This window comes from Enhygromyxa salina (assembly GCF_002994615.1).
Lineage (GTDB): Bacteria > Myxococcota_A > Polyangia > Nannocystales > Nannocystaceae > Plesiocystis > Plesiocystis salina_A.
The window spans coordinates 26,711-51,123 of the sequence record NZ_PVNK01000179.1 but is presented as its reverse complement, the minus strand read 5'-3'; the positions used below and the strand labels follow the sequence as shown (position 1 = coordinate 51,123).

18 protein-coding genes are annotated in these 24,413 nt (G+C 70.1%); 12 read left to right on the top strand and 6 right to left on the bottom strand.

The genetic code is table 11. The features are described 5' to 3' along the window. The first annotated feature begins 378 nt into the window (after positions 1-378). The 5 genes from ENSA5_RS20835 (at position 379) to ENSA5_RS20815 (ending at position 7,471) form a co-directional block, all read left to right on the top strand. Positions 379-2,076 carry a sensor histidine kinase gene (locus ENSA5_RS20835; protein WP_181197994.1) on the top strand — a complete coding sequence of 566 codons (1,698 nt, stop codon included), beginning with the start codon at positions 379-381 and terminating at the stop codon, positions 2,074-2,076. Beyond that, entirely contained in the window at positions 2,073-4,163 is a 2,091-nt protein-coding gene (locus ENSA5_RS20830; protein WP_106393428.1) for a sensor histidine kinase, read from the top strand. The genes ENSA5_RS20835 and ENSA5_RS20830 overlap by 4 nt, the downstream gene beginning before the upstream one ends. A 319-nt stretch (positions 4,164-4,482) precedes the next feature. Beyond that, a complete protein-coding gene (locus ENSA5_RS20825) occupies positions 4,483-5,673 on the top strand; it encodes a pyridoxal phosphate-dependent aminotransferase (RefSeq protein ID WP_106393427.1) in 1,191 nt (396 codons plus the stop codon). Between the two features lie 33 nt (positions 5,674-5,706). After that, on the top strand, positions 5,707-6,360 hold the full coding sequence (locus ENSA5_RS20820; RefSeq protein WP_106393426.1) for an O-methyltransferase: 654 nt from the start codon (positions 5,707-5,709) through the stop codon (positions 6,358-6,360). A gap of 112 nt (positions 6,361-6,472) precedes the next feature. Next, a complete protein-coding gene (locus tag ENSA5_RS20815) occupies positions 6,473-7,471 on the top strand; it encodes an AAA family ATPase (protein WP_258182944.1) in 999 nt (332 codons plus the stop codon). 30 nt (positions 7,472-7,501) lie between these two features. On the opposite strand, the gene ENSA5_RS20810 is transcribed toward ENSA5_RS20815, so the two are convergent. Both ENSA5_RS20810 and ENSA5_RS20805 read right to left on the bottom strand, forming a co-directional pair. Then, positions 7,502-7,990, bottom strand: a complete 489-nt coding sequence (locus tag ENSA5_RS20810) for a hypothetical protein (RefSeq protein ID WP_146155931.1) — start codon at positions 7,988-7,990, stop codon at positions 7,502-7,504. Positions 7,991-8,391: 401 nt separating this feature from the next. Then, positions 8,392-11,265, bottom strand: coding sequence for an ion transporter (locus ENSA5_RS20805; protein ID WP_146155930.1), 2,874 nt, complete (start codon positions 11,263-11,265; stop codon positions 8,392-8,394). Positions 11,266-11,293: 28 nt separating this feature from the next. On the opposite strand from ENSA5_RS20805, the gene fumC reads away from it, so the two are divergent. From fumC to ENSA5_RS20790, 3 genes are all read left to right on the top strand, one after another. After that, a complete protein-coding gene (gene fumC, locus ENSA5_RS20800) occupies positions 11,294-12,688 on the top strand; it encodes a class II fumarate hydratase (RefSeq protein ID WP_106393431.1) in 1,395 nt (464 codons plus the stop codon). A gap of 310 nt (positions 12,689-12,998) precedes the next feature. Next, positions 12,999-14,165: a hypothetical protein gene (locus ENSA5_RS20795; RefSeq protein WP_106393422.1), complete on the top strand. Its 1,167-nt coding sequence runs from the start codon at positions 12,999-13,001 to the stop codon at positions 14,163-14,165. Positions 14,166-14,409: 244 nt separating this feature from the next. Further along, a complete protein-coding gene (locus ENSA5_RS20790; RefSeq protein ID WP_106393421.1) occupies positions 14,410-15,159 on the top strand; it encodes a hypothetical protein in 750 nt (249 codons plus the stop codon). 36 nt (positions 15,160-15,195) lie between these two features. Here the strand turns inward: ENSA5_RS20790 and ENSA5_RS20785 are convergent, their stop codons facing one another. Next, complete coding sequence (locus ENSA5_RS20785) at positions 15,196-15,954, bottom strand: FxLYD domain-containing protein (protein ID WP_106393420.1); 759 nt, start codon at positions 15,952-15,954, stop codon at positions 15,196-15,198. A 116-nt stretch (positions 15,955-16,070) separates the two neighbouring features. On the opposite strand from ENSA5_RS20785, the gene ENSA5_RS39295 reads away from it, so the two are divergent. Continuing rightward, entirely contained in the window at positions 16,071-19,043 is a 2,973-nt protein-coding gene (locus tag ENSA5_RS39295; protein ID WP_258182943.1) for a DUF4215 domain-containing protein, read from the top strand. Here ENSA5_RS39295 and ENSA5_RS20775 read toward each other — a convergent pair. From ENSA5_RS20775 to ENSA5_RS20765, 3 genes are read right to left on the bottom strand one after another with little or no spacing between them, the layout of a single operon-like run. Continuing rightward, on the bottom strand, positions 19,000-19,695 hold the full coding sequence (locus tag ENSA5_RS20775; protein ID WP_146155929.1) for a hypothetical protein: 696 nt from the start codon (positions 19,693-19,695) through the stop codon (positions 19,000-19,002). The two genes, ENSA5_RS39295 and ENSA5_RS20775, sit on opposite strands and share 44 nt — an antisense overlap. Positions 19,696-19,731: 36 nt before the next feature. After that, on the bottom strand, positions 19,732-20,781 hold the full coding sequence (locus ENSA5_RS20770; RefSeq protein ID WP_106393418.1) for a phosphotransferase enzyme family protein: 1,050 nt from the start codon (positions 20,779-20,781) through the stop codon (positions 19,732-19,734). 4 nt (positions 20,782-20,785) lie between these two features. Further along, positions 20,786-21,697, bottom strand: coding sequence for a hypothetical protein (locus ENSA5_RS20765; RefSeq protein ID WP_146155928.1), 912 nt, complete (start codon positions 21,695-21,697; stop codon positions 20,786-20,788). Between the two features lie 82 nt (positions 21,698-21,779). Between ENSA5_RS20765 and coaD the strand changes: the two genes are divergently transcribed. From coaD to rocD, 3 genes are all read left to right on the top strand, one after another. Next, positions 21,780-22,307 carry a pantetheine-phosphate adenylyltransferase gene (gene coaD / locus ENSA5_RS20760; RefSeq protein ID WP_258182942.1) on the top strand — a complete coding sequence of 176 codons (528 nt, stop codon included), beginning with the start codon at positions 21,780-21,782 and terminating at the stop codon, positions 22,305-22,307. After that, a complete protein-coding gene (locus ENSA5_RS20755; protein WP_106393415.1) occupies positions 22,307-22,951 on the top strand; it encodes a hypothetical protein in 645 nt (214 codons plus the stop codon). Before coaD ends, ENSA5_RS20755 begins: the two co-directional genes overlap by 1 nt. A 203-nt stretch (positions 22,952-23,154) precedes the next feature. Then, positions 23,155-24,375: an ornithine--oxo-acid transaminase gene (gene rocD, locus ENSA5_RS20750; protein WP_106393414.1), complete on the top strand. Its 1,221-nt coding sequence runs from the start codon at positions 23,155-23,157 to the stop codon at positions 24,373-24,375. Positions 24,376-24,413 lie beyond the last annotated feature (38 nt).

Here is a 24,413-nt window from a genome sequence, read left to right as displayed (position 1 = left end):
TTTAGACCCCACAGGCGTCAGCTACTCTGCCACGGCTCCTTTAGACCCCACAGGCGTCAGCTACTCTGCCACGGCTCCTTTAGACCCCACAGGCGTCAGCTACTCTGCCACGGCTCCTTTAGACCCCCACAGGCGTCAGCTACTCTGCCACGGCTCCTTTAGACCCCCACAGGCGTCAGCTACTCTGCCACGGCTCCTTTAGACCCCCACAGGCGTTAGCTCTGCCGCGAGCGGCCGGCCGGTCGGTGGGCTGGTTTGAGCTTCGCGGTCGCCTCCGTGGCCCCCTGGAAGGGCTCCGAGACTCGGGGATCCGCCTCGACACTCTGGGAGACTGACTGGGGCCGCGGGCGGAGGGCAAAGAGTGTAAAAACGATATCGTTGTCGGAGCTGGATCAGCGCGACGAGGATGTCCCGATCCCCCGCAAGACTGCCGTTACTGGGAGTCATGTGGCGTCGCCGAGCGCGATCACGGCTCGCCGCCTGCTCGGCGCCGTGGGGGTCGCGGCGCTGGCACACCTGCTGTGTAGCTGGGGCCTGCTCGCGCTGATCGTCGAGGACCGGAGCTGGCTGGGCACGGACCTGCGGGCTTCGCTGTTCAGCGTGGTGGGTCTGACAGCGGTCGTCGCGCTGATCACGGCGGCGGTCGCGAGGCGCAAGGGGCTCGACGAAGCGACCCGCACGGCGCCCGCGGTGTTTGGGCTGCTGCCGCCGATCGCAAGCGTGGCGATCGGCGTGCCCTGGGTCTGGGCGGTGAGCACCCCCGAGCTCGAGCAGGCGCTGCTGACGACGGTGCCGCTGCTCGCTACCGCGACGGCGCCCGGCCTAGCGATCGCGCTCACGCTCGAGCACGCGCTCTCGGCCGTGACCGCGCGGGCCGGTGAGGCCGAAGCCCTGGCCCGGCGCGCGGCCGGAACCCAATTGACAGGCCCGAGCCGCCGTCGACTCGAGCCTCCGACTCTGGCCGGCCGACTCGTGCGCCTCGTGGTCGGCCTCGCCGTCGCGACCTGTCTGCTGGTCCTCGCCCACGGGATCGTCCACACGAGCAACCCCGAGACCTGGCTGGGATACTCGCGGACCTGGCTGGCGATGCTCGCGGCGACCTCGGTGATCGTGTTCGCGGCGATCGCGGCTGCGAGCGCGGGGCTCAGCCCAGGTCGGGACGTGATCGGGCTCGCGGCCCGGCTCGACGCGATCGGCTGGGACGACGAGGCGAGCGCGAGCGCGCGACCGCTGGCGAGCCCCGTACGCGTGACCAGCTTCGACGCGGTCGGCCAGCTGTTCTCGAGCCTCGAGCGCCTCCGCGCCCGCCTCGCCGACGACGTCGCCACCTACCAGCGCGCCCTCGACCGGACCCACGCCGCCGACGCGGCCAAGCGCGAGTTCCTGGCCGCGGTCAGCCACGAGCTCCGGACCCCGCTCAACTCGATCCTCGGCTTCGGCCAGCTGCTGCTCGAGACCGAGCTCAGCGAGGCCCAGGCCGAGGACATCCGCCTGATCCTCGCGGGCGGGCGCCAGCTTCAGGAGCTGATCGAGGACATCCTCGACCTCTCGATGATCGAGAGCGGCGAGCTCGAGCTGCGCTTCGCCCCGTGCAAGCTCGACGCCCTCGTCGATGACATCGTCGACATTCACCGCTCGCAGGTGCGCGAGCGCGGCGTCGGGCTCGACGCCGACATTCGTGGCCGCGTCCCCGAGGTCTCCTGCGACCGCAAGCGCATCGGCCAGGTCGTGACCAACCTGCTCAGCAACGCGATCAAGTTCACCGAGGCGGGCCGCGTGAGCGTGATGGTCCGCTTCGAGGCCCAGGCCAAGATCGTGTCGATCGCGGTGTCCGATACCGGGGTCGGGATCGCGGCCGAGGAGCTCGACGCGGTGTTCGAGGAGTACCAACAAGCCGGGGCGCCCAAGCGCAAGGTCCGGGGCACGGGGCTGGGCCTGGCCATCGCCCGCCGCATCGCCGAGGCCCACGGCGGCTCACTCTCGGCCGAGAGCCAGCTCGGCGTCGGCTCGACCTTCACGCTGCGACTGCCGGTCGAGCCCCCGGAGCCCGACCAGAGCCAGGTGGCGCCGCGATGAGCGAGACCTCGCGCTCATCGGCCTCGGACTCGGTCCGGGCCCACGCCGGTCCGCCCGTGTTCGGACGGCTCGCGGTCGAGCAGCGCATCGTCGGCTTGCTCGCGTTCCTCGGCCTGGTCCACTTCGCCTGGCTCGTGACCTGGGCCGCGCTGACCCTCGACGCCGCCGCGCTGACCACCCTCGCGTCGCGACCGACGCTCGAGCTCCTGATCCCGGGTGCGCTCGTGATCCTGCTCGGCGCCGTCGTCCACGTCTCGCTGCGCCTGCCCCTCCTTCGCTGGCCGCGCCTCGATCGCGCGACTGGACCGAGCCCGCTCGCGGCCGCCCTCGCGGGGGCGCCCTCGCTGCTGGTCTGGCCCCTGCTCATCCTCCGAGATCGCCGCGCCCGGATCGAAGCGCTCGAGGCCCGCGCGACCCGAAAGGTCCCCGACCAGGAGGTCGAGCTGGCCTTTCGCGAGCTGCTCGCGGTCCCGCGGGTCGCCGCGACGACCCTCGGGGCCTGGCTCACCCTCGCGACGGTCGTCACCGTCGTCGTCGTCTCGCGCAGGACCGATGTCCCCGCGAGCGCGCTGACGATCCTCCTCACGCTCTCGCTGGCCTCGCTCCTGCCGCTGATCAGCGTGGCGAGCAGCCGCATTCGCGCGATGCTGGTGCCCGAGTACCTCACGGCCCCGCGGCCCGATCCTCTCGCGCTTCCGGTCGAGCGCAGCTTGACCCTGCGCCTGGGCGGGCCCGCCAGCTTGGCGCTGCTCGGAGCTGTGATCGTGCCCGTGCTCGTCGGCGCGCTGTGGACCGAGCGCCTGCTCGAGATCGAGGCACGCGATGCCGCGATGCGCGACGCGCTCTCGTTGTTGGCGGTCGCCGAGTCCGGCGATCGCGGGGCCCTCGACGCGATGCTGGCCCAACACCCGGAGCGCGGGCTCGTGACCGCGAACGAGCGGCTGGGCACGGTCCCCGCCGGCCTCGACTCGGCCGAGGGCTTCGTCGATCTCGACCAAGATGGCGGCGTCGATCACGTGGTCACGACCGGGGCCCACGGCGTCACCCGGGCCTGCGTACCCCTTCCGCCCACGCCCTCGACCTCGACCCCGACCTGGCTCGCGATGATCGGCCTGGGCCTGGTCGCGGGGCTGGCGTCGCTCGTGCTGTTGTTGCGTGACGTCGAGCGCGACCTCGGCCGCGCGAGCCGCCAGGTCGCGGCCGTGGCCGACGGCGAGATCCCCGAGCCGATGGCCGTCGAGACCTTCGCGACCGCGGAGCTGCGCGGGCTCGTCGCGGGCGTCGACCGTCTCGTCGGGCGCATCACCGACGCCAACGTCCACAAGTACGTCCTGATCGAGAAGGGCCACGAGGCCGACCGGCTCAAGAGCCAGTTCTTGGCCAACATGAGCCACGACCTGCGCTCACCGCTCAACTCGGTGCTCGGCTTCAGCGAGCTGCTGACGACCGGCATTGAGGGCGAACTCGCGCCTGCCCAGCTCGAGATGATCGGGACCATCCACCGGACCGGCAAGGACCTCCTCCAGCAGATCGACGACATCCTCGACACCGCGAAGATCGAAGCGGGGCGGATGGAGTTGCACCGCGAGCCAACCCCACCCGCGACGCTGATCTCGCGGGCGATCCAGCACGCGCGCGTTCGAGTCGGACACCCTATTGATTTCGACACCACCTTCGCGCCGGGCCTGCCGCCGGCCTTCGTCGACCCCTACCGGACCACCCAGGCCCTCGAGAACGTGCTCATGTTCGCCGCTGAGGGCCTCCAGACGGGTACCATCGAAATCTCGTGTGTGTCCGAGCGCGGACAAAACGGGGGTCGGGAGATCATCTTGCGCATCGTCAGTCCCCGGGCCCTCGTGCCCCTCGCCGAGCTCGAGCAGGCCCGGCGCGGCTTCTTCCGGCTCCCGGGCCACACGGGGCTCGGGCTGGGGCTGCCGATCGCAACCAGCATCTTGGAGCTGCAAGGCGGGGAGCTGCTGATCGAAGATGGATCGAGCAACAGCCTCGGAGCACGGGCGGCGATGGGCTTCGAGCTGAGGCTGCCGGCGCTGACCGCCCGCAGGCGCGCGCGCGTTCGCCTCGGCTGAGCTGAGCTTTTGGGGGATGCGATGATTGCGAACGATTTGCGCCGTTCGCCGATCCAATCAATGCGGATTGAGCGCCCACCCCTCGTCGATTGATCTCCCGGCCAGCGAAGCCCTGCGCTGATGATTTCAACAGGTGGCCGAAGGGCCGGATTCGGCTACTTAGAAGCGATTCGGCCGTTGGATCAAACCCGCCGCGCAATTTCGCCAATTGCGCAAGCGCCGTCCGCGAGCGCGGCAATTGGGACAAAAAGGTACAGATTGATATCGAAGCAATTTTGCTACGACAGCGCAGGCGTTTGCATGCAATAGTTCGGTCGTCATGTTCTCGCGTAGGACGGCCTGGGATGTCTCACCCAACCGACTCGCGCACGCGCGCATGCACCACCAACGGTGCGGACGCACGGCGCTCGACCTGTCATGCAGCAACCCGACGGCGGTCGAGCTCGCGTACCCCGAGGAGTTCTACGCCGAGCTGTTCGACGCGCGCGCGATGGCCTACGAGCCCGAGCCCTTCGGTCTGCGCGCGGGTCGAGACGCGGTCGCCGAGCACTACTACCGCCGCCGGGGCCACCGCGTCAGCGGCGAGCGGGTCTGCCTGACGGCGAGCACCAGCGAGGCCTACGCCCACCTCCTGTCGCTGCTGTGCGATCCCGGCGACATCGTCCTGGTCCCGAGCCCGAGCTACCCGCTGCTCGACTACCTCGCCGAGCTCGCGCGCATCGAGCTGGTCACCTACCCGGTCAACTACGACGGCCACTGGTGGGTCGACACCGACAGCCTCGCCAAGCTCGCCCGCGAGCACGGCCCCCGCGTCAAGGCGGTGATCTGCGTCGCGCCCAACAACCCCACGGGCTCGTACCTGACCCACGAAGAGCTCGGCGCGATCGAGTCGCTGTGCACCAACGCCGAGCTCGCGCTGATCGTCGACGAGGTGTTCTCCGACTACCCGCTCTACCCCGGCCCCCGTCGCGTCGGCTCGGTCGTCGGTGAGCGCGAGTGCCTGACCTTCGTGCTCTCGGGCCTGTCGAAGGTCGCCGCGCTGCCTCAGTTCAAGCTCGCGTGGACCGTCGCCTGCGGGCCCGAAGAGCTGGTCCGCCCGGCCCTCGCCCGCCTGTCGGTCATCGCCGACACCTACTTGAACCTCGCGACGCCGGTCCAGCTCGCGCTGCCCAAGATCTTCGCGGCCAGCGAGAGCATGCAAGGCCAGATCCGCGCCCGCGCGCTGACCAACCTCCAGACCCTCGACGCCGCGATCACCGACAGCCCGATCTCGCGCCTGTCGGTCGAGGCTGGGTGGTCGACGATCCTCCGGCTCCCGCGCCTCGGCGAGCTCGACGACGAAGGCTGGGTCCTGCGCATGCTCGAGCGCATCGATCTGTGGGCCCAGCCCGGCTCGCTCTACGACATCCCGGGCTGCCACCTCGTGATCTCGCTCCTGACCCAGCCGCAGGAGTTCGCCGAGGGCCTCACGCGCGCGGTCGCCTGCGTCGAGCAAGTCTGCCGCTGCTGAGCGCGCCGCGCGAGATCGAGTAGCATCGCGCGCATGGCCGACATGACCATGCTCAGCGACGCGCTGACCACCTACATCCACGACCACACCACGCCCGAACCAGATCTCTTCGAGCAGCTCCGGGTCGAGACCCACGCCAAGCTCGAGAATCCGCAGATGCAGGTCGGCCGGGTCGAGGGCCGCTTCCTCGAGCTCATGGTCAAGGTCACCGGGGCCAGGCGCGTGCTCGAGGTCGGGACCTTCAGCGGCTACTCGTCGCTGGCGATGGCCGCCGGCCTGCCCGAGGACGGCAAGCTGATCACCTGCGACATCGATCCGGTCGCGACCGAAATCGCGCAACGCTACTGGGACCGCAGCCCGTGGGGCCACAAGATCGAGCTGCGCCTCGGCCAGGCCGAGGACACCCTGCGCGCGCTCAACGGCGCGGGCGAGCGCTTTGACCTCGTGTTCCTCGACGCCGACAAGGGCGGCTACGTGGGCTACTTCGAGCTCGCGCTCGAGATGTTGCCGGTCGGCGGGGTGATCTTGGCCGACAACACGCTGTGGAGCGGGAGGGTGCTCGATCCCAAGTCCGACAGCGATCGCGCGATCGTGCGCTTCAACGACCACGTCAAGAATGAGCCCCGCGTCGAGCAGGTCCTGCTCTCGGTCCGCGACGGCATCATGTTCTGTCGAAAATTGTCGTGACCCCCAAACGCTCGCCTTTCGGCTCGTGCTAGCACCCCGGGCTCCTAGCCCTAAATCGTTCAGCTTGTTGAATTCAGCGCTTGATTTAGGGCTAGACTGTGCTCGGGAGCCTGTGAACACCGCGATCGCCAAGCCCACCACGACCGCGGCGCCCGCGGACCACGCTCAGACCCTCGCCCGGATCCGCGCCGCGGTCGCGACTCGGATCCACGGCAAGGACGAGATCATCGAGCTCGCGCTGATCTGTCTGGTCGCGGGTGGGCACCTCCTGATCGAGGACATCCCGGGCGTGGGCAAGAGCACCCTCGCGCGCGCGCTGGCCGACGCGATCGGCGGGAGCTTCAGCCGCATTCAGTTCACCAGCGACCTGCTCCCGGCCGACCTCCTCGGGGTCCGCGTGTGGCGGGCCAGCAGCGAGCAATTCGAGTTTCGCCCCGGTCCAGTGTTCGCCAACCTCGTGCTCGCCGACGAGGTCAACCGGGCCCCGCCCCGAACCCAGAGCGCCCTGCTCGAGGCCATGGCCGAGGCCCAGGTCTCGATCGACGGCACGAGCCATCCCCTGCCCCAGCCCTTCGTCGTCATCGCGACCCAAAACCCCGAGGAGCACCACGGCACCTATCCCCTGCCCGAGTCCCAGCGCGACCGCTTCTTGCTCCGCCTGAGCATGGGCTACGCCGACGCTCAGGTCGAAGCCGCGCTCCTGTGCAGCGGCGGCGTCGAGCCCTCGCGCGCCGCCAGCCCCAGCCCCTCCGGCTCCGAGTCGGCGTCCCCCTCGCCGACCTCGCTGCTCGTGCTGCAGGCCGCCGCCGCCGCCGTACACCTTCACCCCGACCTCGCCGACTACGCGCAACGCCTCGTTCAAAGCACGCGCGAGGCCGGCGAGATTCGCCTCGGCGTCAGCACCCGTGGGGCCCTCGCCTGGGTCGCGGCCGCCCGCGCGCGCGCGCTGCTCGGCGGGCGCGGGCACGTCAGCATCGACGACCTCCAGGAGCTCGCGGTCCCTGCCCTCGCGCACCGAGTGGTGCCCGCGCAAGCTGGCAGCGGTGATCAGGCCGGCCTCGCCCAGGAGCTCGTCCGCGAGCTCGTGGCCGCGACCCCGGTCCCCGTCTGAGAGCCCAGACCGAGAGACCAGCCCGACAGATCAGCCCGCGAGCTTCAGGATCTCGGGCACGTCCAGCCCCGCCTCTTCGAGGCCCTGCCGCGCGCCTGCGACGGCCTCCTCGAGCTTCGGCACCACGCGGATCCCATCGCCGCGACCCGTCGCCCACTTGAGCGACGCGATGACGCCACGGATCAGCGGATCGACGGCGATCACGTACGACAGCAGCGCGGGCGCGCTGTCGCTGCGGGGCCGGTCGCTGAACCAGTCGATCAGCATGTCGCGGACCAGCGGACAGGGCAGCGCGGCGTCGCGGGCGTCGCAGATGTGGACGAGGCGCGTGCCCTCGGCGGCTGCGATGCGGGCGTTCTCGTCGAAGAACCGGATCATCTTCAGCACGTGCTGGGGCTGAATGAGACCGGCCCACCGGACCAGCAGGAGCGGAAAGTGGTCGTCGACCAACTCGAGCGCGACTTCGCAGCGCGGATGGGTGAGGTGGGTGAGTACCCGGGTGGTGGCCGCAACCGCCATCGCTTGGACTTTACCCCCGGACAATGACATTTGCCAGCATACGGAATTTATGCACGGTGATTTTTGTGGGTTACCAAGCGCTATGCTGATATTGCCCCCTGACATTGGGATCATGACCGTTTGACCACATCGGGTGCACACAGTCTCCGAGGACCTTGGGGCTGAGCGAAGCGAGCTTGTCGGGCCGCAGGCCCGAGTCTTGGAGACCATAAACACAGTCTCCGAGGACCTTGGGGCCGAGCGAAGCGAGCTTGTCGGGCCGCAGGCCCGAGTCTTGGAGACCATAAACACAGTGGAGACTGTTGCTCAGTGGTGTGCTTAAGGACAACGGCCAGTCCCAAAGGACAGTGTCCCTATTTGACGCTAGGCAGAATGCCACACCTGCCCGCCAGCCCGGGCTGCTAGTCGCTCGAGATGACCCAGACGTCGACGAGCTGCTCGAGGTCGATGGAGTCCGAGCCCGAGCCCGCGTCGGCGACGTGGAGGCTGGTCCGGCAGCGCGAGCTGTGTTGGTGGGGGCTGGAGTCGTGGCACAGCTCGACGCCACACAGCACGCGATCGTCGAGCGAGAGGTGGTTGGCGAGCTCCTCGAAGGTGCAGGTGCCCGTGAGCCGAGCGGCGCTCGGGTCGGGCTCGAGCTGGACGAAGCTCTGCCCCCACGGGCCCATGAGCTCGGTGTAGACCAGGTCGAACGCGGGCACGACCACGGACTGGAACATGAAGAAGGCGCGCAGCTCCTGGATCGAGTAGACGTGGACGCGATCGGAGCCCTGCTCGACCCCACGCTTTCGCAGCCGCCGCGCGAGCTCGACGTCGAGGACCTCGGCGACGATCCGCGGCGCTTGGGTCAGGGTCTCGAGCTTCATCAAGGTCTTGGACGTGCGCGCGTCAGAGCCGACGTGCTCGCTCGAGATCAGCAAGACCGCGTCCATGGTCCCGACGTGACCAAAGCCCAGGGGCAGCGCGGTCAGCTGCCGCGACGAGCTCCAGTCGCCGATGACCAGGTGCACGTGCGGGCGGTCGCTGGGGGCCGAGGGATCGTCGGGGTTGAGCCAGGTCAGCGCCCGCTGGTTCTCGTCGACGCGAAAGCGGCCGTGGTGGCCGCGCAGGAGGCCGCGCTCGATCAGCTTGGTGTGGGCGTCGAAGTTGTCCCAGGCCGCGTCGACGGCCGCCTGATCGCGCAGCATGATCAAGATCTGCGTCTGGGGCTCGGACTGGATCAGCGACTCGACCATGCTCACGGTCCCGCTGCGAAACCCACAGACCAGGACCCGGTGAAGCTTGGTCGTGTCGGCGCACACGAAGGGCCCGAGCTTGGGCGAGCCCGTGAGGTCGGCGGGGACCTGCGCGCGCGCGCGATCGTGGAGGTCGTCGGCGAGCTCGCGCACGCGCGCGAAATTGTCGGCGATCGCGACGAAGCCCAGGCACTGGCCCGAGCCCGCAGCCCGGCGCAGCTTGGCCGCGCCCTCGACATCCTCGACATCCTCGACATCCTCGAGGTCTTCGAGATCCGCGACATCCGCGACCAGGCCGCGGGCGAGGCTCACGCTCGAGAAGTCGGGCTCGGGGTTGATGTGGACGACGATGTCGTCGGCGCCGCCCTCCCCGGCCATCAGCACGCCGACCGGGACCACGCGCTCGGTCGAGGCCAGCGAGCGGGCTCGCCGGATCAGCTCGCCCATGACCTCGCCTGCGTCGTCGCCGAGCCCGCGCTCGAGGGGGCGCCGATAGGCGAGGCCCGGGAGGTCGAAGAACATCGTGTAGAGCTCGTGACCGTGGCTGGTCAGCAGCTCCTCGAGCAGCCGCCCGACCCCAGGCCGCCGGGTGATGCAGGCCACGAACAGCGCGATCAGCCGCTCGCTCGGGACCACGAAGGCCCGGGTCCGCGCGCTGTCGCGGCCGCTTCCGTCACCGGCGATCGCCGCCCGGGCGGCCGGCACGTTGCTCTCGTCGAGGACCTCGGCGATCAGCATTCGTGCGCGCCTGCTCCGGCTCGGCAGCCCCCACAGCGAGTCCCGACGTCGGGCCTCCTCGTCGGCCTCGCGGAGGCTCTCGGTGATCGTCAGCAGCGACTGGATCGTCGCCGCGTCTGGATCTTCGGCCGCGAGGTCGGCGAGCAAGACCACGCGCTGGGCCTCGGCGACGTCGGTCCGGACCAGGAAGGTCTGATCCTCGACGTGGACCTCGCGGTAGATGATCCGCGCGAGCTCGGGCTGGCGCAGGAAGTCGGGCGGGTCGTGGCTGCGGCCGACGACGAGGTAGCGCGCGCCCTTGATCCCGCGCTTGGTGTTGCGGATCAGCTCCGCCAGCCAGGCCCGCGAGAGCGCGCCCTCGGGCAGGAGCTTGCGCGAGTAGCGGAGCAGCTCGTGGAGCAGCCGCTGCGTCGAGGGATCGATGTTGACGATGATCGTGTGGCCGTGAAGGCCCGGCGGTCTGAGCCGCGACAGCTCCATCAGCTCGCGGACCACGTCGGTGCCCAGACCGATCAGGAACGAGACCAAGAACAGACCGAAGACCGTCAGCGCGACGCTGACGACGACCGCGGCGATCTGCTCCGGCGAGCTCATCATGTTGCCGGGGTCCTGGATCTGGCGAAACGCCCACCACAGGTGGACGACGAAGCGCTCGTCGTCGGGATCGACGGCCTGGCCGTGCTCGTCGAGGCCGAACTCGCCGTCGCCGTCGAAGTCGATCAGCTCCTCGTCGTCGACGCGCAGCTGGTCGATCACGACCGCGCCCGCGAACGACAGCGAGAGCACGACCAGGCCCATGAGCGTGACCTGCTTGGCCCGCTCGTGACGCAGGACCACCGACCAGACGTCGCGGACCAGCGGCGCCCAGTAGCTCAGCAGCAGCATCATCCGGGTCAGACGAAACAGCCGCAGCCAGCGAGTCTGCGCGTCGCCGTCGTCGAGCCCGACGAGCGAGGGCACAAACGAGAGCAGCGCGAGGAGATCGAAGAGCATCAGGACCAAGGTCCCGGTCGACGGCCACTGCCAGCCGCGGTTCTCCTCGAGCTCGGCCTCGGTCGGCGTCACGCCCCGCGCGCTGCCGTGAGCGTGGAGCGCCTCACCGCGAAAAACCAGCAGGACCCGGAGCCCGAACTCGATCGAGAACAGAGCCAGGAACAAGGCGTCGAACCGCGGAACCCACTCGAAGGGCAGCAAGCTCACGATGATCGCGGCCGACAAGACCAGGCGGCTCTCGACCCGACCCAAGAAGCGCGCGACCCAGGCGAACACCTGCGATCCCGTGCGCGGCGACGAGTCGATCACCCGGGTGAATTACTATATATCCGGGGTCATGAGCGAGGCGACACGCACCGAAACCGACAGCATGGGCGAGATCGAGGTCCCGGCCGACCGCTACTGGGGCGCCCAGACCCAGCGCTCGCTGCACCACTTCAGCATCGGCTCCGATCACTTCCCGCGGCCGATGATCCGCGCGCTGGGCATCCTCAAGAAGGCGGCGGCGCTCGCCAACGGTGAGCTCGGGCAGCTCGACGAGGAGACCGTCGCGCTGATCACGAAGGCCGCCGACGAGGTCATCGAGGGCAAGCTCGACGATCACTTTCCGCTCTTCGTGTGGCAGACCGGCAGCGGCACCCAGACCAACATGAACAGCAACGAGGTCATCGCCAACCGAGCGATCGAGCTGGCCGGGGGCAAGGTCGGCAGCAAGACCCCGGTCCACCCCAACGACCACGTCAACCGCGGGCAGTCGTCCAACGACACCTTCCCCACGGCCATGCACATCGCCGCGGGCGAGCAGACCCACAAGGTCCTGCTCCCGGCCCTCGACAACATGCGCCACACCCTCGACGCCAAGGCCGAGGCCTTCGCCGGGATCGTCAAGACCGGGCGCACGCACCTTCAGGACGCCACGCCGATCACCCTCGGCCAGGAGATCTCGGGCTGGGTCGCGCAGCTCGACCACGCCCGCGGCAAGGTCGACGACGCGCTCGGCCACATCTGGGAGCTCGCGCTCGGCGGGACCGCGGTCGGGACCGGGCTCAACACCCACCGCGACTACGCGGTCCAGAGCGCGGCCAAGATCGCCGAGCTGACCGGCCTGCCCTTCATCACCGCGCCCAACAAGTTCGAGGCGCTCGCGGCCCACGACGGCCTCGTCGGGCTCCACGCCGCGCTCAAGGGCCTCGCCTGCGTGCTCATGAAGATCGCCAACGACGTCCGCTGGCTGGCCTCGGGCCCGCGCTGTGGCATCGGCGAGATCACGATCCCGGCCAACGAGCCCGGCAGCTCGATCATGCCCGGCAAGGTCAACCCGACCCAGAGCGAGGCCCTGACCATGGTCTGCGCCGAGGTCATGGGCAACGACGTGGCCGTGTCGATCGGGGGCGCGAGCGGCAATTTCGAGCTCAACGTGTTCAAGCCCCTGATGATCCACAACGTGCTCCGCTCGCTGCGTCTGCTGACCGACGCGATGAACAACTTCACCCGCTTTTGCGCCGCCGGGATCGAGCCCAACACCGAGCGCATCACCCAGAACCTCGAGCAGTCGCTGATGCTCGTGACCGCCCTCAACCCTCACATTGGCTACGACAAGGCGGCGAAGATCGCCAAGACGGCCTACGAGCGCGGCACGACCCTCAAGGCCGCGGCGATCGACCTCGGCTACCTCAGCGCCGAGCAGTTCGACGAGTGGGTCAAGCCGGCCGAGATGACCTCGCCGAGCTAGCCCTGAATCAAGCGCTGCGCGCTCGACTCAGGCCTTCTAATCTTCAAGGGGCCTTTCAAAAGGCCCCTCGCTGCGGCGGCGAAGCCCCCTCCGCTCACCCCAAACGCTCGCCTTGCGGCTCGTACTAGCCCTAAATTATTCAGCTTTTAAAATTCAGCGCTTGATTTAGGGCTAGCAGCCCGTGGTGCAATGCCTGAATCAAGCGCTGCGCGCTCGACTCGGGCCTTCGAGGGGCCTTTCAAAAAGGCCCCTCGCTCACCCCAAACGCTCGCCTCTCGGCGAGTACTCGCCCGGGGCGTACAATCCGGGCGTGAGCGAGCGCGACGACTCAATCGGTGAGTGCGTGGAGTCGCCGGCACCGATCGGTGTTGGCGGACCCCACGTGCCGATCATCGAGGACCCCGAAGCGACGCCCGAGCGCGCCCCGCGGGCGCCCGTCGCCACGGCGCCGCAGGAGGTGGTGCCGCTGGTCGAGGAGCCGGGCGGGGAGCCGGGCGGGGAGCCGGGCGAGGACCCGGGCGGAGGCCAGGCGACGATCGTTCCCGAGCAGCTGCGCGAGCACGCCCGGCGCTACTTCGGTCGCGTGCGCGAGCACGCCGAGGCCCCGAGCCCGCCGCCCGCCGCCGATCGAGTGATCGACAACATCCTGTGGGGCCTCGCGCAGCCGGCCCTCGGCCTGCGCGTGCTCCTGCGCGAGCACGAGCTGATCGGCCGCGCGGTCGTCCCGGTCGCGCTGTTCGTGATCATCTGTGGCTTCGTCGCGCTCGCTGGCGAGGCCGAGGGTCTCGGGGGCTGGATCAAGTCCTACTACGCCACCCTCGTCGCGGCCGCGCCCCTGTCTCCGGTGATCTTCACCCGCAGCTACGCCAAGCTCGCCGCCGCGTCGCGGCCCTACCTCGGGCTGGACCACCACCCGCCCTACCTGCGCTCGTACTGGCAGGCCTTCGTCGAGTCGATCGTGCAGCTGATCGTGCTCGGTGTCGGCGTCGCGCCGCTGGTCGCGATCGTGACCAAGCTGCCGCTGTTTGGCTGGATCTGGGGCGCGGTGTTTGGCTGGGCGTGGCTGCTGCACTGGATCGTGGTCGAGGCGCTCGACAGCGCCCGGACCCTGGCACCTGGTGAAGAGCCCAAAGAGGTCGAGCAGCGCTGGGTCACGCTCCATCCCCCGTGGTACTCGGGCGCGGTCCTGGCCAAGCTCCGCTTCCCGCTCGGCACGCTGCTGCTGCCGATTCGGATCTGGGGAGCGATCCTGGCCAAGCTCGGGCGGCGCTGGCGAGGCGAGGTCGCGCTCGTCGAGACGCGGCCGTGGATCGCCGCGGGCTTTGGACTTGGCGCCGCCGTGTTGCTGGCGATCCCCCTGGTCAACTTGTTGTTTCGTCCCGCGGTGATCGTGGCCGCGAGCCACGTGCTCGGACAGCTCGAGCCCGAGCTGCCGCGGCCACCACGTGGCGCTGACGACAACGAGCCCGAGGCCTGAACAAACCTATAGTTCCAAGGCGCATATGACGTCCCAGGGGCGTGTGAGACGCTCGCGCCGGGTAGCTGGAGCAGGCGAGAGAAAAACCGAGGAGTGCCGGCAAATCATGGCACCCGACCGTGCACCTCCCAGGGGTCGCGCGTAAGCTCGAATTCGTCGCCTCATGATCCTAGCCGCGGATGCCATCGAATCGAGATCGAGCCGGCATACCCCCGCGTTGCTGACCCACCAAGGTTTGTCTTCAATGCCATCGTCCGGCCGCCGCTACGAGCAAAGATACCCAGAACGGGAGGCGGCGCAGATCCTCGAGCGCGCCGCCGAGCTCCAGCGGCAGGCCAACGACAACACCCGGATGACGGTCTCCGAGCTCGAGGAGGCCGCCTCGCCCGCGGGCATCGCGGCCGTCTACGTGCGCCGCGCCGCCGCCGAGCTCAGCTTGCGACAGGCGCGGCGCGACCGTGTCTCGCCGGGCCTCGGCGGCCCGCGCACAATCCTGCTCGAGGTCACCCTCGACGGCGAGCTCCCGGTCCCCGCCTACGAATACGTGATCGAGGTCGTCCGCCGCCACACGGGCGAGCTCGGCGTGGCCTCGCTGATCGGCCGCTCGCTGACCTGGACGGCGCACCCGTCCCACAGCCGCGCGGGTCCGGGCTGGTCGCGGACGATCGCGGTCACGATCGTGCCCCGGTCCGGGCGCACGTGTATTCGCATCGAGGAGAAGCTCGATCAGCTGGTCAAGAGCGTGTTCGGGACGCTGCTCGGCGGCGTCGGTGGGGGCGGCTCGGTGCTGCCTTGCATCCCCCTCGCGTTGGTCGGGCTGCCGGGGCTGATCCCGCTGGGGATGGGGCTGTGGATCGCGGGGTTCTGGTCGCTGGGCCGGGCGGTCTACAAGCGCAGGGTCGAAGCGCGCGAGCGGGAGCTCCATGGAGCGCTCGAGGCGATCCTGGAGATCGCCGAGGACTACATGAGCCCGCCCCGGCTGACCGAGGGGTAGCGGGGGTCAACATCGAGGGTGTCGAAGCCTGCCAGCTCACGGCGCCGGTCGACGCAGCGCGATCGCAAAGCTGGCGGGCGTGTCCTCGTAGCGAAGATCGCCGACGTCGAATTCAATCGTCTCTCGCGCCGCGATCGGATCGAGCACCAGCCAATCGACGCCGAGCAGGTGGCCCGATTTGTCGAGACCCAGGATCTCGAGGCGCACGCCCTCGAACGCGTCGTCACCAGCGTTGGTGACCTGACCGATCACGAACCACCCGCCGAGGTCGGCCCGCTGCGGCGGCGCGTGCTCGAGCGTCAGCGGCAGCGGATCGGGCCGCGGCGCGTCGCTCGCGACACCGCTCGCGTGCAGCTCGAGCTCCTCGTGCTCGACGGGCTCCGCCACGAGCACGGCGACCGCGGCCCGGGCGCCGGGCGCGAGCACTCGCGGCACACGGCGCGCCGCGCCGCCGACGGGCTCGCCCTCGGCGTCGACGAGTCGGACCTCGGCGCGAGGATCGACGATCGAGTGTCCATGCGGGTTGTGGACGACGCCGAGCACCCAGAAACCACCGCCGGGTCCGACGCGCGTGCGATGAAACTCGGCGTCGAGCTCGACCCGCGGGAGCTCGGGATCGGGCTCTTCGGCGCCCTCGCTGCCACCTGCGTCGTCGGGCGCGGGCGCGGGCTCGGGCTGCGGCGCGGCGGCCTCGGTCTGCGGCGCCGCGGCGCCGGGGTCGGCCTTGCCACAGGCCACGAGCGACACGATCGCGAGCAGCCCGAGGAGGCCAGAGCTGAGTACGCCGCGCCGCACGTCCCGAGGCTATAGCCTGCGCTCAGCGGTCGCTAGCAGCCCGGGCTGCTAGCTCGACGTCACCGCGCGACCGTCATACTCTGGCTACGCTGCTCATGAATGGATCGCACCCCGCCATGAGGCTCCCACGCCGTCTCGCAACGCTGCTGAGCCTCGCGGCCCTGGTCGGGCTGGCCCCGTCGGCTGCCCACGCGATTCAGCACCCCCAACATCTCCAGGGCCGCGCGCAGCTCGAGCTCCACCCGCGCGCGACGAGCTCGGCCCCCCGGGTCACCCGCGTTCACTCGCGGGCGATCCCGGCCGTTCACAAGCCCGCCTTCGCCGCGCTCGAGGCCGAGCTCGGCGCGGACTCGATCGCGCGCTTCGACGCCGACACCGGGGTGCTCGACAGCCTGATCCCGGGCGCCTCGATCGCGAGCGCGGCGCGAGTCCCCGGAGCCAGCGGCTCGGCCCCGATCGCCGAGCGCTTCGCCAGTGAGTTCATCGCTCGCCACATCGATCTGCTCGCGCCGGGGGCCTCGCCCGCCGACCTCACCCTCGTCAGCAACGAGCTCACCAACGGCGTGCGCACCCTCGGGTTCACGCAGCACCACGGCGGCCTCGCGGTCATCGGCGGTCAGGTCAGCCTGTCGTTCAAGGCCGACCGCCTGATCGCCGTGCGCTCGCAGGCGCTGCCCAAGGTGGGGCTCGCACCGCGCTCGGGTCCGAGCGCTCCCGCCGATCCCGCCCGCGTCGGCGAGCTCGCCCGCGACTGGATCAGCTCCGACTTCGCCGCCGGCCGCCTCGAGCTCAGCTCGGTCGACGGCCCCGTCAGCGCGCCGATGATCCTCCCGCTCGTCGGCCCCGGCGGCGCGATCGAGTACCGCGAGGTCGTCGCGCTCGAGGTCGCGCTCGACCAGCCGATCGGTCGCTGGCGAGTCTACGCCGACGCGGCCAGCGGCGAGCCTCTCGCCCGCGAGTCGCTGCTGCACTGGGCCGAGCTCGAGATCGACACCTGGCGCCGCTCGCCGCTCGAGCCCCGCGCCAGCTTCCCGGCCGCCCACCTCGAGGTCAGCATCGACGGCCAGCCAACCTGGACCGACGCCGACGGCCTCGTGGCCTTGCCCGGCGCCAGCGCTAGCGCCGAATTCGCGCCCGAGGGCCTCTACCAGCGGGTCGTCAACGCCAGCGGGCCGCTGACCACGGTGCTCACGACCCTCGGCCACAACCAGACCTACGTGTGGGATCTGTTCCCAGATCCCGAGCAAGACGCCCAGCTCAACGCCTACGTCCACACGCAGATCGTCAAGGACTACGTCCGCGCGATCGACCCCACGTTCACGCCCGTCGATCTGCAGACCACGGTGACCGTCAACATCAACGACATCTGCAACGCCTTCGCCGATCAGAACACCCTCAATTTCTTCCTCTCGGGCAGCGGCTGCGAGAACACGGCGCTGCTCGCCGACGTCGTCTATCACGAGTATGGCCACGTCGCGCACCTGCTCGGGCTCCAGCCGGGTGTCGGCCTGTTCAACGGCGGCGTGAGCGAGGGCGCCTCGGACTACCTCTCGGCCACGATCACCGGTGATCCCGACGTCGGCGTCGGCTTCTTCCTCGAGACCGACGCGCCGATCCGCGAGCTCGATCCCGACGGCTTCGAGTGGCGCTGGCCCGAAGACACGGGCGAGGTCCACGACGAGGGCCGGATCATCGGCGGCACGCTGTGGGACCTCCGGACCGCGCTGATCCAAAAGTACGGCGAGGTCGAGGGCGTGGCCAAGGCCGACGCGATCTGGCTCGGTGGCATCCGCCGCTCGGTCGACATGCCCTCGTGGTACCTCGAGGCGCTGATCACCAATGACGACGACGGCGAGCTCCAAAACGGCACCCCCGACATCTGTGAGATCAACGCGGCCTTCGCCGCCCACGGCCTCTACGAGCCGCTCGGCGCCGAGCTCGAGGTCAGCGAGGCGCGTCTGGCCGACGGCAGCGTCGAGGTCACGCTGAGCTACGGCGAGACCTTTGACAGCTGCCCGGGCGCGGTCGAGCCGGTCGCTGCGCTGCGCTGGCGCCCGCGCGCCGAGCCTGGTGGTCCCGAGCTCGAGGCCAGCGAGCTGACCATGGCCGCGGTCGGCCCAGGGCTGCTGCAGGCCGTGATCCCTGCCCAGCCCGAGCAGGGCGTCACGCAGTATCAGGTCGAGCTCGACTGGGGCAACGGCACCGTCGCCCCGCGGCCGGACAACCGCGCCGACGAGTGGTACGAGTACTTCACGGGCGCGGTCACCCCGATCTGGTGCAGCGACTTCGAGGGCGACCCAAGCGACGAGGGCTGGATCCTCGACGGCGAGTGGGCCGCGGGCGGGCCCACAGGCGGCGGCGGTGATCCGGGCGCGGCCTACGAGGGCAGCGGCGTGGTCGGCATCAAGCTCGACTGGCCCGGGCTCTACTCGCCCTCGACCAGCTCGACGCTGACCAGCCCCCCAATCAACGCGGCCGGGTTCGAGGTCGTCCGCCTCCAGTACCGACGGTGGCTGACCGTCGAGGACGGCTATTGGGATCACGCGTTGATCGCGGCCAACGACGAGATCGTCTGGCAAAACCGTGGCAGCGGGAGCGAGGAGCTGGCGACCGTGCACCATCACGATCGCGAGTGGCGCTTTCACGACGTCGATCTGACCCCCCAGCTCGACGCCAGCGGGCAGGTCAGCCTGAGCTTCTCGCTTCACACCGACGGCGGGCTCGAGTTCGGCGGGTGGAACCTGGATCAGCTGTGCGTGGTCGGCTACGGCCCGGCGTCCGGAGGCTGCGGCGACGGCTTCGTCCAGTCCAACGAGCAGTGCGACGACGGCAACCTCCAAAACGGCGACGGGTGCAGCTCGGGCTGCCTGTTCGAGGACGACGAGCCGCCGCCCGCGGAGCCCGAGGAGGAGGGCTGGGATCCGAGCGGTCGCGGGTGCGGGTGCGCGGTCGATGGCGACGGAAACGGCGACGCAGACGGTCGCGCGGGCTTTGGCGCGCTCGCCTTGCTCGCTCTGCTCGGCCTGGGCCGACGCCGACGCCAGCTCAGCGCAGCCCGCAGCCGCCGCCCTCTTCCTCCGGGGGCGTAAACGGCGGCGGCGCGACGGCGATCCGCGGCTCCTGGTCGGGCTGCTCGCCATCGTTGCAGTGCACCCGCCGAAACACGACCGGGTCGTTCACCGCTCGCCCGCCGTCGTTGTTGACCGACTGAAACTCCATCAACTCCGGGTCGATCTGGCCCGAGAAGTGGTCGAGGTTGTAGCCCATGTTCCACGAGCCACACAGGACCTCGTCGAGCTTCCAGCTGCCGACGCCGTAGACGCTGATGATCCCGTCTCGGACGTGGCCCTTGGCGTCCATCGAGATCAGGTAGCGCAGCTCCCCGCGGCACGGCGGCGGCGAGCTCTCGTGCGGCTCGGCGACCCAGCTGTGGTTGGTGATCCGGCCCTCGAATTCGTCGACGCCGGGCGCGGTCCGCTGGAGCTCGAGGGTGAAGATCGTCCAGTCGCGGAAGCGCTGATCGTAGGAGTGGGACTTCCAGACCCCGGCGATCGGATCTTTGCAGGTCGCGGGCGGGGGCAGGCGGGCGCGCTGCTCGGCGACGGTCGAGGCGTGGCCGAGGCCGGGCAGCCAGCTCGCGAGGACGAAGCCGCCGAGCCCGACCACGAGCGCCACGCGGCCGCGCAGGGTCTTGCGAGCGGCCCGTGGCCCACGGCCTCGAAGTTTGGGTCGCGCGGACACGGCGAGGGACGAGGCTAGCACGCGCGCGAGACCGGATCACATCGCCGCGAGCAGCCGCTCACGCTCGCGCCGGGTCCCGTCCATCGCCCGGTGCAGCGACCACTGCCCCCGCGCCCGGGCGAGGTTGTGCTCACCGCGACCGGCAAAGCGCGCCTCGTCCCAGCCAAAGTAGTCCTCGAACAGCGCGTCCGCGGCGAAGCGAGCGGCGAGCTCGAGGCTGATCCACTCCGGCCCGAGCAGCAGCGCCTCGCGCTCGGCGGCGCTCGGGGCCTCGCCGAAGCCCGCGCGCCAGCCCGCGAGCGAGGCCGCGAAGAAGCCGAGGTCAAAGCGCGCCTCGGGCTCGTCCTCGGTCGCGCGGTTGCACCACGAGCGCCACGCGTCACCGAGCTCGTAGGCGAGGGGCAGCGGCGCGACGGTGTCGAGGTCGATCAGCGCGAGCGGCCGCTGACGCCCGCTCCCGTCGGCGCCCGCGAACATCATGTTGTTGATCTTGAGGTCGCCGTGGGCGACCCGCTGTGGGCACTCGGGCAGCGGCGACAGGCCCTCGGCGGCGTCGAGCAGCGTCCGCGCGAGGGGCTCGACCTCGGCGTAGAGGCGGTGGCCGTCGAAGCGCGCGAGCGCTTCGCGCAACCGAGCGAGGTGCCGCGGGGTGTCGTGAACGCCGACCCGCAAGGCGACGAATTCATGGTCGAGGTCGGCCAGCGCGGCGTGCCAGCGACCGACGAGCTCGCCCGCGACCCGAGCCTGCCCCGCGTCGGCGAGGGCGTTGAAGCTCACGCCCTCGATCGCGCTTTGGAGCCGCCAGACGCCCGCGCCCCGGTCGAGCCACGCGTCGCCGCTTTGGGTCGGCACCAGCCTCGGCGTCGCGAGCCCGGCGCGCTCGAGGTGCTCGGTGACCGCGAGGATGTTGTGGTGGATCGCCGGGTCGAAGATCGTGCTGACCCGCTGGAGGATCCTGCGCCGACCCGAGGACTCGGTGACCGCGTAGGTCGAGTTGATCAGCCCGCTCCCGCACGGCGCGACCTCGGCGTCGGCGAGGCCCCAGTGGCCGAGGACCTCGGCCAGCAGCTCGGACGGGCTCGTCATCCGCTCAGCTCGGCTCGGTCTGCTCGGGCGCGGGCGTCTCGGGCGCGGGCTTTGCTGGCGGGCTGCCGCCCTCGGGCTTGGCCGCGGAGGCCTCGGCCTGCTGCTTGTCCCACTCGGCCTGGGTGGGGTAGCGCTTGACGAGGTACTCGAGCTCGGCCATGCGGTCCTCGAGGCTGTCGGGCGGGGTCGGGAGCTTGGCGGCCGGCTGGTCCTTCGCGCGCTCGATGTACTGCTTGAACAGCGCCAGCGAGGTCTCGGCCTGCTCGCGGATGGGGAGCTGGCCCCGGATCACGGCCTCGTCGTGCAGCCACTCGATGCGGTCGTCGAGCGCGCGCGCTTCGGCCATGCGGTCGGCGCCAGCGGCGAGGTGCTCGGGCTGAAGCGACAAGATCTGGCCGAGCGCGAACAGGTGCTCGGCCGAGGGCTCGCGCGCGATCGCCAGCTCCAGCGCCGCGGCCGCTTCGGCGAGCTTGCCGTGCTGGCGCAGCTGCTCGCCAACCCGCGCGTAGAGCCCCGCGTCGGCCTTGCTGTCGTCGACCCCCGCAGCCTCGACCAGATAGTAGAGCGCCGCGGCCCGCCGATTCTTGGCCTTGATCATGGAGAGCCCCATCTCACCGTCGCAGCGGGCGCTGGCCGGGGTCTTGTTCGCGCACTTGCGCAGCACCGCGCGCTGCTGCGCAAGGTTCCCGGTCTCGGCGAAGGCGGCGGCCTCAGCCAACACGGCGTCGATCTCGGCGTCGGGGATCTGCTCGCCGTCGCGGCCCTGCGGGGTCTCGTAGGCAGGGTTGCGCAGCGGGTCGTTCGGGTCTGGGGCCGGCCTCGGCTTGACTCCGCGATCGAAGGGGCTAACACGATCGAGCTTCTTGGGCCCCGGCTTGTCGTCGCTCTGGCAACCGCCAGAGACCAGGCAAGGCATGAGGAGGGCGGTCAGTGTGAGCGCCGGAAGGCAGCGCCAGCAAACGGACGACGAGCGCATGAGCGGGAAGTATACTGGCGCGGTGACCGAATCAAGGCCCCAAGCGCGCTATCTCGCGGTTTACCCGGGCTCGTTCGACCCGATCACCCGCGGGCACCTCGAGATCGTCGAGCGCGCCGCTTCGTTGTTCGACGAGGTCGTGGTCGCCGTCGGCCATCACCCGATCAAGCGCGGCTTCTTTGCGTTTGACGAGCGCGTGCGAATGATCGAGGAGGCCATCGCCCACATCGACAACACCCGCGCCGCCCACTACACGGGCCTGATGATCGATTTTTGTCGCGCGATCGGTGCACGGGTGATCGTCCGCGGGCTCCGGGCCGCGGGCGACTTCGAGCCCGAGTTTCAGATGGCGCTGGCCAACCGCGAGCTCGAGCCCGAGGTCGAGACGGTGTTCTTGATCCCCGAGCCGACCAAGCAGTTCATCTCGTCGTCGCTGGTCCGCGAGATCGCCAGCCACGGCGGCCAGTTTCAGCCCTTCGTGCCCGAGTCGGTGGCCCGAGCCATGGAGGCGCGCTACCCCGAGTTCTACGCCAGCACGCCCAAGGCCTGATGACCAAGCGCACCCCCGAGTCCGAACCTCCGACCAAGGCGCTCGCCAAGCTCGGTGAGGGCCAGGCCTGGCGCGGCGACGAGCACGAGCTGCGCCTCGCCGCCGCCCGCGAGGCCGGGCTCGAGACCGAAGAGCTCAACGAGGTCGAGCTCGACCTGTTCACCGAGGGCTTCAAGGCCGGCATGGTCCTCGACGATCCCGACGACCGCGCGATCGTCCTGCGCGGCCGCACGGTCCTGCGCGAGAACCAAATGGGCAAGGCCCTCCGGCCAACCTTCAAATTTCTCGGCGTGCCCAACGACCAGGTCGCGCTGCGGATCTTCGACGGGGAGTTCGAGCTGCGCGTGAGCCAGAACGTGGCCGAGGCCGCCAAGCCCGCGCTCGACTCGGCCCGGCTGGTCCTCAAGCTGTGGATCGGCCTGGGTCTGGTCGGCATGCTGGCCTGGTACTGGTTCAGCCTCGCCTGGCTCGCCGCGCTCTTGTGGGGTGGCGCCCTGGTCGGCGGCGGCTACGTCCTGCGTCAGGGCGCCGTCTCGGGCCGCGCCCTGCTCGGCGCCCGGCTCACGGTCGCGCTCGCGATGCTCGCCCAGCAAGAAAAACTCATCTTGCCTCCGTCGCGCCAACGCCCCGCTGAGGCGCCGTGAGCCCGAGGATCTCGCCCGGCCTGTGCGAGCGCTGCGTCCACGCCCGCAAGATCGTCAGCGCCAAGTCCTCGGTCTTCTGGCGCTGCGCGACCTCGGAGCGGGTCCCCGGCTGGCCGAAGTACCCCCCGCTGCCCGTCCTTCGCTGCCCCCACCACCGCGCCGGGCTTCCATCGGCGGGAGTCCAACGCCATGATGCAACAGTCATGAACGAGCCCGCCGCCCCCGACAGCCAGCCGTGGATTGAACTCGAAGAGCGCTTCGCCGCCCACAACTACCACCCCCTCGACGTCGTCCTGACCCGCGGCGAGGGCCCGTGGGTTTGGGACGTCCAGGGCAAGCGCTACCTCGACTGCCTCGCCGCCTACTCGGCCGTCAACCAGGGCCACAATCACCCGCGGATCGTCGCCGCCTTGATCGAGCAGGCCAAGATCCTCGGCCTGACCAGCCGCGCGTTTCGCAACGACAAGTTTGGGCCCTTTTGTCGCAAGCTCAGCGAGCTCTCGGGCTACGAGCGCGTGCTGATGATGAACACCGGGGCCGAGGCGGTCGAGACGGCGATCAAGGCCGCGCGCAAGTGGGGCTACGAGGTCAAGGGCGTGCCCGCGGGCAAGGCCAAGATCCTCGTGTGCGAGGGCAACTTCCACGGCCGGACCACGACGATCGTCGGCTTCTCGACCGACCCTGGCGCGCGCGACAACTACGGCCCGTTCACGCCCGGCTTCGAGGTCATCCCCTACGGCGATCTCGCCGCGGCCAAGGCCGCGTTCGACGAGCACGTCGTCGCGGTGCTCGTCGAGCCGGTCCAGGGCGAGGGCGGGATCATCATCCCCCCGGCCGACTACCTCCCGGGGCTGCGCGCGCTGTGTGACGAGCACCAGTCACTGCTGCTCTGCGACGAGATCCAGTCGGGCCTCGGCCGCTGCGGGTCGATGTTTGCCCACTCCCTCGCCGGCGTGCGGGCCGACGGCGTGACGATCGGCAAGGCCCTGTCCGGCGGGCTCTACCCGGTCTCGGCCTTCCTCGCCGACGCCAAGGTCATGGACGTGTTCACCCCCGGCAGCCACGGCTCGACCTACGGCGGCAACCCCCTCGCGTGCGCCGTCGCCGACGCGGCCCTCGACGTGCTCGTCGACGAGAAGCTCGTCGAGCGCTCGGCCGAGCTCGGCGCGTGGATGAAGACCGAGCTCGAGAACATCGCCTCCCCGCACATCAAGGAGCTGCGCGGGGTCGGCCTGTGGTACGGCATCGAGCTTCACCCCGAGGCCGGCGGCGCCCGCCGCTTCTGCGAGGCGCTGCAGCGCGAGGGCATGCTGTGCAAGGAGACCCACGAGCACACGATCCGCCTCGCGCCGCCGCTGGTCGTCGAGCGGGCCGAGCTCGAGTGGGCGCTCGCGCGGCTGACCAAGGTCCTCGGCGGGAACTGATCCTGGGGAGCCTGGGGAGCCTGGGGAGCCCAGGGTAC

Bases quoted from the DNA above. Each gene is read 5' to 3' on its own strand.
- ENSA5_RS20830 (WP_106393428.1), top strand. From the start codon at position 2,073: ATGAGCGAGACCTCGCGCTCATCGGCCTCGGACTCGGTCCGGGCCCAC.
- ENSA5_RS20825 (WP_106393427.1), top strand. From the start codon at position 4,483: ATGTTCTCGCGTAGGACGGCCTGGGATGTCTCACCCAACCGACTCGCG.
- ENSA5_RS20820 (WP_106393426.1), top strand. From the start codon at position 5,707: ATGGCCGACATGACCATGCTCAGCGACGCGCTGACCACCTACATCCAC.
- ENSA5_RS20810 (WP_146155931.1), bottom strand. From the start codon at position 7,990: ATGGCGGTTGCGGCCACCACCCGGGTACTCACCCACCTCACCCATCCG.
- fumC (WP_106393431.1), top strand. From the start codon at position 11,294: ATGAGCGAGGCGACACGCACCGAAACCGACAGCATGGGCGAGATCGAG.
- ENSA5_RS20790 (WP_106393421.1), top strand. From the start codon at position 14,410: ATGCCATCGTCCGGCCGCCGCTACGAGCAAAGATACCCAGAACGGGAG.
- ENSA5_RS39295 (WP_258182943.1), top strand. From the start codon at position 16,071: ATGAGGCTCCCACGCCGTCTCGCAACGCTGCTGAGCCTCGCGGCCCTG.
- ENSA5_RS20770 (WP_106393418.1), bottom strand. From the start codon at position 20,781: ATGACGAGCCCGTCCGAGCTGCTGGCCGAGGTCCTCGGCCACTGGGGC.
- ENSA5_RS20765 (WP_146155928.1), bottom strand. From the start codon at position 21,697: ATGCCTTGCCTGGTCTCTGGCGGTTGCCAGAGCGACGACAAGCCGGGG.
- ENSA5_RS20755 (WP_106393415.1), top strand. From the start codon at position 22,307: ATGACCAAGCGCACCCCCGAGTCCGAACCTCCGACCAAGGCGCTCGCC.
- rocD (WP_106393414.1), top strand. From the start codon at position 23,155: ATGAACGAGCCCGCCGCCCCCGACAGCCAGCCGTGGATTGAACTCGAA.